Source organism: Nocardia sp. NPDC050175 (assembly GCF_044459885.1).
GTDB lineage: Bacteria > Actinomycetota > Actinomycetes > Mycobacteriales > Mycobacteriaceae > Nocardia.
In genome coordinates this window covers 611,083-625,915 of record NZ_JBITJI010000002.1, presented here as the reverse complement: position 1 = coordinate 625,915, position 14,833 = coordinate 611,083, and the positions used below count along the sequence as shown (strand labels likewise).

11 protein-coding genes are annotated in these 14,833 nt (G+C 68.0%); 5 read left to right on the top strand and 6 right to left on the bottom strand.

Annotated features, from left to right (window positions below):
- Window positions 1–7: 7 nt before the first annotated feature.
- Both ACIBK2_RS08485 and ACIBK2_RS08480 read right to left on the bottom strand, forming a co-directional pair.
- Window positions 8–421 carry a roadblock/LC7 domain-containing protein gene (locus tag ACIBK2_RS08485; protein WP_011207200.1) on the bottom strand — a complete coding sequence of 138 codons (414 nt, stop codon included), beginning with the start codon at window positions 419–421 and terminating at the stop codon, window positions 8–10.
- Window positions 418–4,116, bottom strand: a complete 3,699-nt coding sequence (locus ACIBK2_RS08480) for an ATP-binding protein (RefSeq protein WP_396965057.1) — start codon at window positions 4,114–4,116, stop codon at window positions 418–420. Before ACIBK2_RS08480 ends, ACIBK2_RS08485 begins: the two co-directional genes overlap by 4 nt.
- A 316-nt stretch (window positions 4,117–4,432) precedes the next feature.
- Here ACIBK2_RS08480 and ACIBK2_RS08475 point away from each other — a divergent pair, with 316 nt between their 5' ends.
- From ACIBK2_RS08475 to ACIBK2_RS08455, 5 genes are all read left to right on the top strand, one after another.
- Window positions 4,433–6,469, top strand: coding sequence for an AMP-binding protein (locus ACIBK2_RS08475; RefSeq protein ID WP_396965055.1), 2,037 nt, complete (start codon window positions 4,433–4,435; stop codon window positions 6,467–6,469).
- A gap of 143 nt (window positions 6,470–6,612) precedes the next feature.
- On the top strand, window positions 6,613–6,999 hold the full coding sequence (locus ACIBK2_RS08470; RefSeq protein WP_396965053.1) for a hemophore-related protein: 387 nt from the start codon (window positions 6,613–6,615) through the stop codon (window positions 6,997–6,999).
- 49 nt (window positions 7,000–7,048) lie between these two features.
- The gene (locus ACIBK2_RS08465; protein WP_396965051.1) at window positions 7,049–7,759 is read left to right on the top strand and encodes a response regulator transcription factor; all 711 of its coding nucleotides are present in this window, start codon (window positions 7,049–7,051) and stop codon (window positions 7,757–7,759) included.
- Entirely contained in the window at window positions 7,756–9,120 is a 1,365-nt protein-coding gene (locus ACIBK2_RS08460; RefSeq protein ID WP_396965049.1) for a sensor histidine kinase, read from the top strand. The genes ACIBK2_RS08465 and ACIBK2_RS08460 overlap by 4 nt, the downstream gene beginning before the upstream one ends.
- A 249-nt stretch (window positions 9,121–9,369) precedes the next feature.
- Window positions 9,370–10,539, top strand: a complete 1,170-nt coding sequence (locus ACIBK2_RS08455) for a hypothetical protein (RefSeq protein ID WP_396965047.1) — start codon at window positions 9,370–9,372, stop codon at window positions 10,537–10,539.
- A 199-nt stretch (window positions 10,540–10,738) separates the two neighbouring features.
- On the opposite strand, the gene ACIBK2_RS08450 is transcribed toward ACIBK2_RS08455, so the two are convergent.
- From ACIBK2_RS08450 to pdxH, 4 genes are all read right to left on the bottom strand, one after another.
- Entirely contained in the window at window positions 10,739–11,098 is a 360-nt protein-coding gene (locus tag ACIBK2_RS08450) for an FKBP-type peptidyl-prolyl cis-trans isomerase (RefSeq protein ID WP_396965045.1), read from the bottom strand.
- Window positions 11,099–11,144: 46 nt separating this feature from the next.
- Window positions 11,145–12,455, bottom strand: a complete 1,311-nt coding sequence (locus ACIBK2_RS08445) for a citrate synthase (RefSeq protein WP_379282228.1) — start codon at window positions 12,453–12,455, stop codon at window positions 11,145–11,147.
- 188 nt (window positions 12,456–12,643) lie between these two features.
- Entirely contained in the window at window positions 12,644–13,927 is a 1,284-nt protein-coding gene (locus ACIBK2_RS08440; RefSeq protein ID WP_396965043.1) for an MFS transporter, read from the bottom strand.
- 70 nt (window positions 13,928–13,997) lie between these two features.
- Window positions 13,998–14,726 (bottom strand): pyridoxamine 5'-phosphate oxidase, encoded by a 729-nt coding sequence (gene pdxH / locus ACIBK2_RS08435; protein ID WP_396965041.1) that lies wholly within the window; start codon window positions 14,724–14,726, stop codon window positions 13,998–14,000.
- Window positions 14,727–14,833: the final 107 nt, after the last annotated feature.

Genomic DNA, 14,833 nt, shown 5'->3' with positions numbered 1-14,833 from the left:
CCCACCATCAGGAACCCATCGTGACACGTGGCGTGGCCTGCACTGTCTGGCCAACCCGCTCGACCAACAACGCCATCTCGTAGCCGACCTGACCGATGTCGCACGACGTATTGGTCAACACGGCAAGGTACGAGCCGTCGCCGACAGCCATGAGTAGCAGGTAGCCGTGCTCCATCTCGACGACGGACTGCAGCACGGTGCCGCCCTCGAACAGGTTCGAGACACCGACCGAGAGGCTGGCCAGTCCGGCGGTGACGGCCGAGAGCTGCTCGGCACGGTCGACGGGCAGCTGAGCACTCGCGGCCATGAGTAGGCCGTCAGCCGAGACCAGGACGGCATGGGCTACGCCAGGAACCTCGTTGGCGAAGTTCGAAACCAGCCAATCCAGCTGACGATTCGTACCACCTAGATCGGGGTTCATCGGTCTCCTTTATCTCCGGTTAAGTTCATTGCTCTCATTGCGCGGCCATCCCGGACGCCCTGCTGATGGCGGCTCAAGCTGGACCTGATCGTTTCTGGATCGCGGCTCGGTGCTCGTTCCACCGCACCGTTGACGGCGCCCGGGACCAGCCTTCCGCCCGGATTGCGTTGCGGCAACCCGGCCGCCGTCCTTGTTTCGGATTGTGCCTCGCTGGCCGCGCGGGCCGCCTGCCAACCTTCATCACCCGGTGATTCGAAGGAGGCGGCCACGGTGGACCTGTCCATATTCGGGTCTGACAGCCATGCCGACATCATTTCCGCGAAAATTGGTGTCCCGCCCATCACGGAATCACCGGTTTCGACGGCGGGCTGGAGCCTGGTCTGGAAGAACGACGCCGTCCTGGTCGGGTTGGCCCGGTAACTGTGCCTGCCTGGATCGCCTCCTGCGGCCTCCGCGTCCTTCGGCTGTTCGTCGTTGCCGGGCAGCGTACCCCGACCACGTTGCGACAGACCAAGACCCGGCGATGCGGCCCGCTGCGGCAGGCCGTCACCCGGCTCGCGCTGCGGCAGGTTCGGCGGCACCTGGGTGCCCGGCTGGCGCTGCGGCAGCCCGGTGGGCGTCGCGTCCCGCTGCGGCAGGTTCGCCGCCGCGGCGTGCCGCTGGGGCAGGCCACCGGCGCTCGGATCACGCTGCGGCAGACTCGAATCGCGCTGCGGCAAGCCACCCGCGCTCGGATCACGCTGGGGCAGACCACCGACACTCGGATCGCGTTGCGGCAGCACGCCGGGCGCGGAGTCCCGTTGCGGCAGACCACCGGACGCGGACTCCCGCTGCGGCAGACCACCCGCGCTCGGATCACGCTGCGGCAGACTCGAATCGCGCTGCGGCAAGCCACCCGCGCTCGGATCACGCTGCGGCAGACCACCGGACGCGGACTCGCGCTGCGGCAGCCCGTTCTCGCCACGCTGACGTCGCGGCAGACCACCCGCCGTCGAATCGCGTTGCGGCAGACCACCGGCAGTCGGCTCCCGTTGCGGCAAGCCACCGGAGGCGGACTCGCGTTGCGGCAGCTCACCGGCACTCGGCTCGCGTTGCGGCAGGCCACCGGCATTCGGGTCACGCTGCGGCAAGCCTTCACGCTGCGGCAGACCATTGGGGCCGGTCTGCCGCGGCGGCAGACCACCGGAACCGCTGTCGCGCTGCGGCAGTCCACCCGCGCTCGGGTCCCGCTGCGGCAGCACGCCGGGCGCGGAATCCCGTTGCGGGAGCCCGTTCTCGCCACGCTGACGCTGCGGCAGACCGCTCGGCGGCTGTGCGAGCCCACTGATACTCGGCTGCGGCACGCCGTTGCTACCGGGCTGACGCTTCGGCAGTTCGCCCGAATTCGCGTCCCGCGGCGGCAGACCCGTCACGGTCGGCTCGGCCGGACCACCCGGCTGGCGTGGCGGCGGACCGCCCGGATTGAGATTGCGCTTGGGTAGGTTCGCGGCGGCGAGCTTGCCGCGCTGCGGTCCGCTGGACTGCTGACCCGGCGCGGGTCGCAGCGTCGGACCCGACTGCTGCGCGTTCAGCCCGGACGCCATCGAATTGCCCGGCTGCCGCTGCGGCAGGCCACCACCGGCCGGAATCGGCCCGCTGGACGAGGCATTCGGATTACTGACCGGGATCGGTCCGCTGACACCGGGATCGACGGTCACCATGACATTGCCACCAGGGGTACGGGTGACCGACCGCATCTGCATCGACGACGGGCCAGACGGCCGCGGCCGCTCGGGGGCCTGCGGAGACGGCGTGACGGGCTGCGCCGTGATCGGCTTGCCCGCGACGATCAGGCCGCCGGGGACGTGCACGGTCACCGTGACACCGGGATCGCGGGCGGTGTCGAAGGTCGGCCGAAGTCGCACGGTGAGACCGTGCCGCTCGGCCAGCCTGCCGACCACGAAAAGACCCATGTGCCGGGCGGTATCGGGCCCCGGCTCGGCGGTCTGTTCCAACCGCCGGTTGATATCGGCCATCTCCGACGGCGGCATACCGATACCCCGGTCGGCCACCTCGATGAGCATGCCCTGGTCGTGCGCCTGTGCGAAGGTGAACTTCACGTCGGTCTCCGGCGGGGAGGCGCGCAGCGCGTTGTCCAACAGCTCGGCGAACAGGTGCGCCATGTCGGAGGCGGCGGGCTCGACCAGCGAACCACGCGGTGTGGCACCCAGTTTCACTCGCTCGTAGTCCTCGACCTCGGAGATCGCGGCGCGCAGCACGTCGGCGATCTCGACCGGGGCGGACTTGGCGCGGCGCTGCCTGGTGCCGGCGAGGATGAGCAGGTTGTCGCCGTTTCGACGCATACGGGCGGCGAGATGGTCCAGCCGGAAAAGGTTTTCCAGCAGACGTGGATCCTTCTCGTCGTACTCCATCGCCTCGATCAGGCTGAGCTGATGGTCGACCAGCGACTTGGATCGCCGGGCCAGCGTCTCGAACATGTCGTTGACCTGAGAACGCATCTGCGCCTGGTCGCTGGCGAGCCGCAGCGCCTGGCCGTGGATGTCGTCGACGGCGCGGGCCAGCTGGCCGATCTCCTCGGTGCTGCGCACCGGCATCGGCTCGAGCGGAACCTCTTCCGGCGAGGCACCGGTACGGAGCTGGGCCACCTCGTGCGGCAGATCGCTTTCCGCGACCCGCAGCGCCGCGAGGCGCAACCGGTGCAGCGGCACGATCATCGAGCGTGCGACGAACACGGCGAGCAGCAGCGCGGCGAGGATGGTCGCGACGACGACCGCGGTGTAGGTCCACGCGTCCCGCTGGGCGGTGGACACCAGCGAGTTCATCGCGCCGTCGATGTCCTTGGTCGCCTTGCTCACCACGAGCTCGTACACCGCGAGGCTGTCGGTCAGCGATTTCTTCAGATCGCCGACCGGAATCTTCCCGGCCTGCGCCTCGGTGCCGCCGAGCAGCGATACCCGGGTATCGATGCCGGCGCGCAGATCGGCGATCGAGGTGTCGCCGTCGGAGAACCGGTGTGCCAGTACGCCGAGCAGCGAGCGCTCGGTGTTGGCCGCGGTGAGGAAGCCTGCGGTGCCCGTTTTGGGATCTTTCAACACGGCGGGGAAGGCGGCGACCTCGCCGACCAGCGTGGCACGGGTGTTGAGCGAATCGACGAGGCGCAACTTGGCCGTGTCGACCGCGGTGTCGCTGACCTGGCCGACCGTCGTCTCGACGATCCGCACACTGTCGTTACGCACCCGGTCGATCAGCGCGATGGCGTCCTCGGTCCGCCCGGTGCTGACGGCCTTGCCTTGCTGACGCACGGCTTTCGCCTGGGTGAGCATGCTGTCCAACGCCGCGCGGGCACCGGACACACCGCTGAGCTTGTCGGCGGCCTTGTCCGCGTTGGCAATCGCCTTGTCGAGATCGGCGAGGTTCTGATCGGTCACCACGGACACGTTGTCCGCGACAGCGATCATCTGCGAGCCGACCACCGTCGCCGTCTGCGCGCTGAGCGCGGTGACGGCGGGGATCGCCTGGACGTTCTCCGCGACGTCGGCGAGCCGACCCGAGTTGGTGAACTCCGATGAAATCCTGGACACGCCAAGGCCTACCGCGACTGCCAGGGGGACGGCGAGAACTGCCGTCACCTTCCAGCGCAGGTCCCAGTTGCCGAGCGCCCAGCGCCTTCTGCCGGACCTAGCGGCCTCACGCATCTCCCACTCACTTTCCAAACTGGCCCCAACCACGCGCCATCAGCGAACCTCCACACGCATACTGGCTCGACAGGCGGAGCTGGCCGAGAACTGCGGCTGGCCGAGAAATTGCGTCTACGACGGCCCAAATAAGTGACATCAGATTCTAACGGATCAATAACTTCTTGGGTGACTCCGAGTAAGCATGCGATCCTTGACCTGGCCGTTCCAGGCAAAACCAAAGGTCACAACACCCACCCGGGCGTCGCGTGAAGTCTGCCACAATCAACCAGATCTATCGAGGCGGGCATCGAGGCGAGGCTAGGGAGTCACGGGTTTGAACGTGCGGCACGAGTACCGACCGGTCTATCAGACCAGCTTGGTCGACCCCGCCGAGTTCTGGGCCGGGGCGGCTGAAGCGATCGACTGGGTGGTGCCACCAACCCAGATCCTCGACCCGGCAGCACGTCCGGTGGCCAGGTGGTTCACCGACGCTCGCCTCAACACCTCCTTCAACGCCCTCGACCGGCATGTGCACGGCGGCGCTGCGGCGGAGGGGGGCTTAGCTGATCAGCCCGCCTTAATATACGACTCCGCTATGACCGGCACCAGAGGCGTTTTCACCTACGCCGAATTGCTCGAAAAGGTAGCCACATTCGCAGGTGCGATGAGCAGGCTCGGGGTCGTCGCGGGCGACCGCGTCATCATCTACCTGCCGATGATCCCCGAAGCCGTCATCGCCATGTTGGCCTGCGCGCGAATCGGCGCGGTGCACTCGGTGGTGTTCGGCGGCTTCGCCGCACCCGAGCTCGCGGCGCGCATCGACGACGCCGAACCCGTGTTGATCATCACAGCGTCGGGCGGCCTGGAACCGGGCAAACAGCTCGAATATCCGCCGATTGTGTTGCAAGCCTTGGACCTCGCCGAGACCACCGCGCCGCGCACGGTGATCGTGAAGCAGCGCCCGCAGTTCCCGACGATTCACTTCTCCGCGCCGCAGGCCGCGACCGAATCACTGCCGAGTTCCGCACAGACCATCGCGGCCCAATGGCTTGATTGGGACGACGCTGTCCGCGATGCGCCACCGGCCGAGCCGGTCCCGGTCGCCGCGACCGATCCGCTCTACATCCTCTACACCTCGGGCACCACCGGGAAACCCAAAGGGGTAGTACGGGACAACGGCGGACACGCGGTTGCCCTCGCCTGGTCCATGCGCAATATCTACGACATCGGCCCCGGCCAGGTGATGTGGACGGCCTCCGATGTCGGCTGGGTCGTCGGGCACTCCTACATCGTCTACGCGCCGCTGCTGGTCGGCGCGACCACGCTGCTGTACGAAGGCAAGCCGATCGGCACACCCGACGCGGGCGCCTATTGGCGGGTGGTGGCCGAACACAATGTTCGCGTACTGTTCACCGCGCCGACCGCGCTGCGAGCGATCCGCAAGGCCGATCCGGAGGCCGAGCTGGCGCACGGCCACGACCTGTCGTCGCTGCGCGCGCTCTTCTGCGCGGGCGAACGACTAGATCCGGCGACCTACGCCTGGGCCGACGAGATCCTGCTCGCCGATCGCACGGACTGCCCGGTGGTCGACCACTGGTGGCAGACCGAGACCGGCTGGCCGATCTGCGCGAATCCTCTTGGTCTGCAACAACTTCCGATCAAGGCGGGTTCGGCGTCGGTGCCGGTGCCCGGTTACCGGCTTCGGGTGCTCGACTCCGAGGGCAACCCGGTGGCGCCGAATATCGAGGGCAACATCGTGATCGGGCTGCCGCTGCCGCCCGGCACGCTCACCGGACTGTGGAACGACGACGAGCGCTACAAGCGTTCGTACCTGTCCGCCTACCCCGGCCACTACCTCACCGGCGACTCCGGTTACTTCGACGAAGACGGCTACCTCTACGTCCTCGGCCGCAGCGACGATGTGATCAATATGGCCGGGCACCGCTTGTCGGCGGGCAGCATCGAGGCGGCCATCTCGGGCCACCAGGCGATCGCCGAGTGCGCGGTGATCGGCCTGCCCGACGAGCTCAAGGGGCACCGGCCGCTGGCGTATGTGGTGCTCAAGTCGGGCGTCGAGGTCGACCCGGCGCAGCTGCGCGACGAACTGATCGAGCGGGTGCGCTCGCAGATCGGCGCGATCGCCACGCTGCACGACGCCGTCATCGTCACCGCGCTGCCGAAGACCAGGTCGGGCAAGATCCTGCGGAAGACGATTCGGCAGATCACCTCCGGTGAGCCGTACGAGGTTCCGTCGACGATCGAGGATCCGGCGGTGCTCGAGGCGCTGGAGGAGCAGATTCACGCCGCGAACCGCGCCACATCGGTTACCGAGGACCCGGTGGCGACACCGGATGTGGGCTCACCCGCCTGACCTTCCTCGCGAAATCGTTCGTCCCGCTTAGGGATTGGCGCGTGCTCAGAGTTTCCTTAGGGAACGTTCACACAGGTGCCAGTGCGGCCGCCTAGCGTCGAGGGCGCTAGGTACGAACCCCTCGACGAACTGGAGTCACACCCATGAAGCGTTCTGTTGGCCGTCCCGCCGTCGCCGCACTCGCCGCGGGCGGGCTGGCCACCGTTGCCGTGTTGCTCAGCCCGGCGATCGCGTCGGCCGGTCCGATGGAGCTCGCCGGTCCGCTGCTGAACTCGGACTGTACGTTCGCCCAGGTCGACGCCGCGCTGCACGCGAAGGCGCCGCAGCTCGCCAAGATGCTCGATGACAACCCGTCGCAGAAGGCCGAACTGCAGCGCAAGTTCGACCAGCCGGTCGAGCAGCGCCGCGCGGAACTGCAGCGGGCCATCGACGCGAACCCGGACGCGGCCCAGCAGGCCCAGAACGACCCGCGCTTCGCCCAACTGAGCGGCACCATCCAAGCCGTCGCCGATTCTTGCCACAACTACTGACAGGCGGGCGTGCCCTACCTGACCGGCTGGACCGTTCGGTGACGGCAGAATGATTGACGTGACACCTACGACTCCGACCGTCCTCGTCGTCGATGACGACGAGGACGTGCTCGCGTCGGTCGAGCGTGGGCTGCGGCTTTCCGGCTTCCACGTGCTGGTGGCCAGGGATGGTGGGCAGGCGCTGCGCAGTGTGAACGAGCACGCGCCGGACGCGATCGTGCTCGATATGAACATGCCGGTGCTCGATGGCGCCGGGGTGGTGACCGCGTTGCGCGCGATGGGCAACGAGGTGCCGATCTGTGTGCTCAGCGCGCGGGCGTCGGTGGACGACCGGATCTCGGGGCTGGAATCGGGGGCCGACGACTATCTGGTCAAGCCGTTCGTGCTGGCCGAACTCGTCGCGCGGATCAAGGCGCTGCTGCGCAGGCGCACCGATACCCAGTCGCCGACCACACCGGGCGCGATCACCGTCGGCCCGCTGGAGGTCGATGTGGCGGGCTATCGCGCGCTGCTGAACGGCACCGAAATCGAGCTCACCAAAAGGGAATTCGAGCTGCTGTCCACGCTGGCGCGCAATGTCGGGGTGGTGCTGAGCCGGGAGCGGCTGCTGGAACTGGTGTGGGGCTACGACTTCGCGGCCGACACCAATGTGGTCGATGTTTTCGTCGGCTATCTGCGGCGCAAGCTGGAGGTGGATGGCGCGCCCCGGTTGCTGCACACGATCCGCGGGGTCGGGTTCGTCTTGCGGATGCCCAAATGACCTCGGTCACCGCGCCGAAAACCCGTCGGCGTCCGGCCTTTTCGCTACGGACCCGGGTCGCGGGCGCCGCTGCCGCCGGTGCGGTGGTGATCGTCTCGGTGATCAGCGTGATCAGCATCCACGCGATCGAGCGCAACAATGTGCGGCAATCCGATCAGCAGCTCAAGGTCGCCTCGCGCATCGTGCTGATCGAGCCGGTCATCGTGGTCCGGTTCATCAGCCTGGTGCCAGGGCTGGACAACGACATCGCCGTCACCGTTCGCGACGACGGCAATGTCATCGCGAGCACCCCGACCCAATTGCCCGATCTGGCACCGGGTTCCCGGACCGTCCCGGTCGGCGGCACGCCCTACCGCATCCTCTCGACGTCCGAGCATCAGCCTGGGGGCCGGGTGGTTTCGATGGGTCTGCCCGCCGCCTCGTCGGCCGCGGCGACCGCCGAGCAGCAACGCTGGGTGCTCGGCGGCGCCCTGTTCGCCATCGCGGCCGCCGCGGCGCTGGGCTGGCTGCTGGCCGGGCGCGCGGTGCGTCCGATCGTGCGGCTCACCCGTCAGGTCGGCGCGCGCAGCGGCCTGCCCGATCCGCGGAACCCGCAGACACCGGTGGACGGGTCGGGCGTGCGCGAGGCGGAAAAGCTTGCGGACGCGGTGAATACGATGCTGCAGCGGGTGGACGAGGCGCAGTCGGCGACGGCCGCTGCGCTGGAGACCGCGCGCGATTTCGCCGCCGTGTCCGCGCACGAGCTGCGCACGCCGCTCACCGCAATGCGCACCGATCTGGAGGTACTGCGCACCCTCGACCTGGACGAGGCGCAGCGCGCGGAGATCCTCGCCGACCTGCAACGCAGCCAGGGCCGGGTGGAAACCACCCTCGCCGCGCTGGAGCGACTCGCCACCGGCGACCTCACCAACGAGCGCGACCATGTCGCCACCGATGTCGGCGACCTGTGCGACCAGGCCGCGCACGACGCCATGCGGCACTTCCCCGGGTTGAAGGTCCGCATCGACAGCGATACCGAGCTGGTCACCCGCGGCCTGCCCGCCGGACTGCGCCTCGCGGTGGACAACGCGCTGGCCAACTCGGTCAAGCACGGCCGCGCCACCGAGGCCCTGGTGTCCGCGCACCGAGCACCGAGCGGGCACATCGTGATCAGCATCGACGACAACGGTCGCGGCATCCCGCCGCACGAGCGACAGGCCGTATTCGACCGCTTCTTCCGCGGCAGCCAGGCAAGCAAGGGCGGCTCGGGCCTCGGCCTCGCCCTGGTCGCCCAGCAGGCCCAATTGCACGGCGGCCGAGCCTATTTCGACGACGGCACACTGGGCGGCATCCGCCTCGTCCTAGACCTCCCCGCCCCCTAACCGCCGCGCACATCTCCTCGCCCCGCGCACGAAACAGCCGGCAAGTCCGTGCGCAGCCCGCGGAGTTGTGCGCGGCACTCCGATCACCCCGCCGCGTACGTTTTCGTGCGCGGCGCACATCTCCTCGGGCCGCGCACGAAATCGCTAGCGAATTCGTGCGCGAGGGGCGAAAACGTGCGCGAGGGTCCTTAGTGAACTCTCATGGAAACGCCAGTGGGTGGGTTATGTGAGGGTTCTATGGTCAGGCTTGTGATCGGAAAACGCGCCCGCTGGGGTCTTCTCGCCGTTGCTCTTGTCAGTGCTGGCGCGCTCGGCGCCGGGCTCAGCGCGTGTAGCCGATCGGACAGCGGCCCCACCGGTATTGCCCTGGTCAACGCCGATACCGGGCCGACGGGGGCGAAGGTGATCAAGGCGTTGCAGGATGCGGGTGGGTACGAGTGGACCGCGGCCAAGCCGGGCGAGGCGAGCACCGACGACTACGCCGCGGTGATCACGCTGCCCGCCGACCTCACCGAATCCATGGGCACCTTGGCCGGTGCGCAGCCGCGCCGGGCCAAGGTCACCGTGGACACGCACAAGGGCGCGGATACCGGCCTGGTGAACGGCGCGGTCACCGAGGTGACGCATCGGGTCGGCGCGGCGGGAGTGGATGCCGCGCTGTCCGCGGTCGGGCAGGCGCGCAGCCAGATGACGCAGGCGCAGTTCACCGCGCAGTTGCTGAAGGCCGGGGTGAACGCGGCCGCCGCGGGCACCGAGCAGTTCAGCTCGGGCACCGACCAGCTGCTCGGCTTCCTGAACTTCGCCAAAGAGGGTTCCGCGCAACTGACTTCGGCCATCGCGCTGCTGAACTCCACCGTCGACGGCGCCACCGCACAGGCGAATCAGCTTGCCGCCGCGCTGGATTCGACCGGTATCACGATCGCGCAGGTGGAGCAGACGGCGAACACCGTTAACTCCGGCCTCGACCAGATCCTCCCGCCGCTGCGCGCGCTGCCCTTCGCCGGTGATCCGGCGCTGGCCGACATCATCAAGAAGCTCGAAGCCCTGCAGGGCATTTCGGGCCAGGCCGGTTCTCAGCTCACCGGCCTCGGCTCGCTGGTCGGCGGCGCGGTCGACCCGAACACCGATCTTGGCACCCTGCTGCACACCGTGGTCGACCGGTTGACCAGTGCCAGTGCGCAATTGAACGAGGGCGCGAAGCTGGCCGAAGACCTGCCTCGGCTGGCCGACCAGGGCGGGGCCCAATTGGTCAGCGCCATCAGTCAACTCACCGGCGGCATCACTCAGCTGCAGACCATCGTCGGCAACCTGAGCACGCAGACCGACAAGGCCGTCGATGCCCTCCCCCAGCGCAGCACAGCCCAGCAGTCCGCACTCGCCCTGGCGCTGACCGATCCGGTCGAGGTCGTCCGGCAGTAGAAACGGCGATGGCCCGTATCCCAGAGAGCTGGCACACGGACCATACAACCCAACCACTACGGAGCGAGTCTTACGAGCGACCCGTTCGCGGCCCGTCTCGTGTCCCAGCTGTCGAAGCGCATGCGCCGCAGGCGCGAGTCTCGACAGCTGGGACACGAGACACCAGGGGGCCGCGAACACGCCGCGGCCACGCGGCAAATTACTTGGCGTCCAGCAGGTCGATGACGAAGACCAACGTCTTGCCCGCGAGCGGGTGGCCTGCACCGGCCGGGCCGTAGGCCAGCTCCGGCGGGATGGTGAGCTGGCGGCGGCCGCCGACCTTCATGCCGGGGATGCCGTCCTGCCAGCCCTGGATCAGGCCGCGCAGCGGGAAGTTGATGGACTCGCCGCGGTTCCACGAGGAGTCGAATTCTTCGCCGGAATCGAATTCCACACCGACGTAGTGCACCTCGACGTTGCCGCCGGGCACGGCCTCTTTGCCTTCGCCCTCGATGATGTCCTTGATCACCAGCTCGGCAGGCGCGGGGCCGCCCTGGAACTCGATCTCCGGCTTGGTCATTCGGCGTATCCCCTTCGATTAGGTGATGGTGGGTGAAACGGTGGAACTAACGATTGGTGATCTCGCGGTAGTCGCGCGCGCCGTAGCCGGTGTAGATCTGCCGCGGGCGGCCGATCTTCAGTGGCTCGCTGTGCATTTCGCGCCAGTGCGCGATCCAGCCCGGCAGCCGGCCCATCGCGAACAACACGGTGAACATGCGGGTCGGGAAGCCCATGGCCTTGTAGATGACGCCGGTGTAGAAGTCGACGTTCGGGTACAGGCGGCGCTCGACGAAGTACTCGTCGGTGAGCGCGGCCTCCTCCAGCGCCTGGGCGATGTCGAACAGCTCGTCGTTGCCGAGCTTGTTCAGGATCGCGTCGGCGTGCTTCTTGGCGATCGCGGCGCGCGGGTCGTAGTTGCGGTAGACGCGGTGCCCGAAGCCCATGAGCTTCACGCCGTCTTCCTTGTTCTTGACCTTGCGGATGAATTCCTTCACATCGCCGCCGTCGGCCTTGATGCCGTCGAGCATCTCCAGCACGGCCTGGTTCGCGCCGCCGTGTAGCGGGCCCCACAGGGCGTTGATGCCGCCGGACACCGAGGTGAACAGGTTGGCGTCGGAGGAGCCGACGAGCCGGACCGTCGAGGTGGAGCAGTTCTGCTCGTGGTCGGCGTGCAGGATGAGCAGCATGTCCAGCGCCGCGGCGACCTCGGGGTCGACCTCGTACGGCTCGGCCGGGAACCCGAAGGTCATCCGGAGGAAGTTCTCCACCAGGCTCAGCGAGTTGTCCGGGTAGAGGAACGGCTGGCCGACGGACTTCTTGTACGAGTAGGCCGCGATGGTCGGCAGCTTGGCCAGCAACCGGATGGTGGACAGCTCGACCTGCTCGGGGTCGCGCGGGTCCAGCGAATCCTGGTAGTAGGCCGACAGCGCGTTCACCGCGGAGGACAGCACCGGCATCGGGTGCGCGTTGCGCGGGAAGCCGTCGAAGAAGCGCTTCAGATCCTCGTGCAGCAGCGTGTGCCTGCGGATCCGGTCGGTGAAGTCGTCCAGCTGGGTCTGCGTGGGCAGCTCGCCGTAGATCAGCAGGTAGCTGACCTCGATGAAGGTCGACGTGCCCGCGAGCTGGTCGATCGGGTAACCGCGGTAGCGGAGGATGCCCGCCTCACCGTCGATGTAGGTGATCGCCGACTTGGTCGGGGCGGTGTTCATGAAGCCCGGGTCGTAGGTGACGTACCCCGTGCTGGCCAGGAGCTTTCCCAGCTCGATTCCGTCGTTGCCTTCGGCGGCCTTGGCGACCGTCATCGGGAACTCCCCGCCGGGGTAGGTAAGCACCGGCTTGGCGTCTTCGTCGACGTTGATGATGTTCTCAGCGGGCACGGAAGGATCCCTCTCAGGCTAGAACCGTAGGCATCGTCGCGGTCGGCGCACGATGCACTTGTCTCAACGCTAGACGTTCACCGACACGGACAACCAGGAGGGTAGTCCTGCGGCTCCGCACAATCATCTCGTGGGCGAGTGCGGTCCGAACAACTCGTCCCACGACAGTTGCCGAATGTTCGCCGAGCTCATGGTGCCACTATTTCCGCATGTGCGCGGCCTACCCGGTATCGCACGAATGCCGGGAATGCGACGGCGGCGATCACCACGCCGATCACCACCAGTCCGCCACCACCCGCCGCGGCGACGGCGGTACCCAGACTCGCTGCCGCAAAACCGTGGGCAACATCACCGATTCGCGGCCCACCTGCGACAACCACGATGAACACGCCCTGCAGCCTGCCGCGCATCTCGTCGGTGGCGACCTGCTGCAGCATGGTCACCCGCAGCGCGGCCGAGACCATGTCCACCGCGCCACCGAAGGCCGAGCAGAGCAGCGCGAGCCAGAGCCCGACGCCGAGACCGAGCCCGTGCTCGGTGAATCCGACGGCGACGCCGAAGCCGACCATGGCCACGCCCCACAGCGCGATGCAGACGAGCACGGCGAGGCCCTGCCGCCGAATGCGCGGTATCCAGCCGGAGAACACCCCGCCGAGCACCGCGCCCACCGACATGGACGCGAACAGCAGGCCGAGCGCCACGCCGCCGGTGGTCGGATCGCCGAAGGTCTCGTGCGCGATCTGCGGGAACAGCGCGCGCGGCATGCCGAACACCATGGCGATCACGTCCACCGCGAACGAGGCGAGCAGGATCCGCTGGGTGGCCAGGTAGCCGAAACCGTCCAGCACCGTGCGGAATCCGGCCCGGCGCACGGATCCGGTCGGCGGCAGCGCGGGCAGTCGCCACACCGCCCAGATCGTGGCGAGCAGGGCGATGGAGTCGATCAGGTACAGCGTGGACAACCCGACCACCGGGATCAGCGCGCCGGCCAGCACCGGTCCGGCGATGGCACCGAACTGCATCACCGTCATGCTCAGCGAATTGGCCGCGGCCAGATGGTGTTCCGGCAGCAGCCGCGGGATAGTCGCGCTGCGCGTCGGCTGGTTCACCGCGAAAAACGCCTGCTGCACCGCGAACAGGCCGAGCACCACCCACACGTTGTCGATGCCCGACGCGGCCTGTGCCCAGAACGCCACTGCGGTGAGCCCGGTGCCCGCGTTGGTGATGAGCATCAGCTTGCGCCGGTCCATCACGTCCGCGAGCGCGCCGCCCCACAGGCCGAACACGATCAGCGGGACCAGGCCGAACAGGCCGGCCAAGCCGACATAGCCCGAGCTGCCGGTGATCTGGAAGATCTGCTGCGGCACCGCGACAATGGACAGCTGCGCACCGATAACGGTGACAATGCCCGAGGTCCAGAGGCGCCGGAAATCGTTATGTCGCAGTGGTGCCGTGTCGGCCAGCAGTCTCACCGGCGGCAGCGTAACCAGTCGACGCCGATCGACTCGAATAGATATTTGTCACCCGCGCGTCGGGAATACCTCAGGGCTGTAGTCGCTGGACCGTCATCTCGTCCTTGTCGATGAGCACCCGGATCCGGTTGTGCAGCCTGCCGCGACGCCCCTGCCAGAACTCCACCTCGTCCGGGCGGAGCAGGAAGCCGCCCCAGTGCGGCGGCACCGGAATCTCGTCGACGGTGTCGAACCGCGCGACGGTCTCGGCCATCAGGCGGTCCATCTCGGCGCGCGACCCGATCGGCTTGGACTGGTGCGAGGCCCACGCGCCGAGCTGCGAATCACGCGGGCGGGAGCGCCAGTACACCGCGGTGGTCTCGGCGGCGACCCGCTCGATCGCGCCGCGTACATGCACCTGCCTGCCGAGCGCGGGCCAGACGAAGGTGACGGCGGCGAACGGGACCGCGGCGAGCTGGCCGCCCTTGGCCGAGTCGTAGTTGGTGTAAAAAGTCACACCCTCCGGTGAGAGCCCTTTACACAGCACCGTCCTGGCGACCGGTCGTGGCGTGCCGTCGGCCAGTGACACGGTGGCCAGAACCATGGCGTTCGGCTCCGCGACGCCGACCGCGGTCGCCTGCTCGATCCAGTGGCGCAACAACGGCTCCCAGCCGCCGGCCAGCCATGTTTCGTCCAAATCGACGTCTTCGCCGCTGCCGAACGGGGCGCCGCCGTAGTCGGCGCGCATGCCCGCGAGATCGGTGCTCGGCGGGATATCGGCCGTCTCCTGGCCGCCGGGTGAATTGTCCAGGTCACGCATGGGCCAGACGTTACTCCGCGGTAGCAAGGATCTAAGGTGATGGTGATCGGCATGTGCTCGGCGAGCCTCATCAACCCCTGATCGACGCGAGCATCATGCGGCCCGAA

Coding starts and splice junctions, on each gene's coding strand:
- ACIBK2_RS08485 (WP_011207200.1), bottom strand. CDS start 421: ATGAACCCCGATCTAGGTGGTACGAATCGTCAGCTGGATTGGCTGGTT.
- ACIBK2_RS08480 (WP_396965057.1), bottom strand. CDS start 4,116: ATGCGTGAGGCCGCTAGGTCCGGCAGAAGGCGCTGGGCGCTCGGCAAC.
- ACIBK2_RS08470 (WP_396965053.1), top strand. CDS start 6,613: ATGAAGCGTTCTGTTGGCCGTCCCGCCGTCGCCGCACTCGCCGCGGGC.
- ACIBK2_RS08465 (WP_396965051.1), top strand. CDS start 7,049: ATGATTGACGTGACACCTACGACTCCGACCGTCCTCGTCGTCGATGAC.
- ACIBK2_RS08460 (WP_396965049.1), top strand. CDS start 7,756: ATGACCTCGGTCACCGCGCCGAAAACCCGTCGGCGTCCGGCCTTTTCG.
- ACIBK2_RS08450 (WP_396965045.1), bottom strand. CDS start 11,098: ATGACCAAGCCGGAGATCGAGTTCCAGGGCGGCCCCGCGCCTGCCGAG.
- pdxH (WP_396965041.1), bottom strand. CDS start 14,726: ATGCGTGACCTGGACAATTCACCCGGCGGCCAGGAGACGGCCGATATC.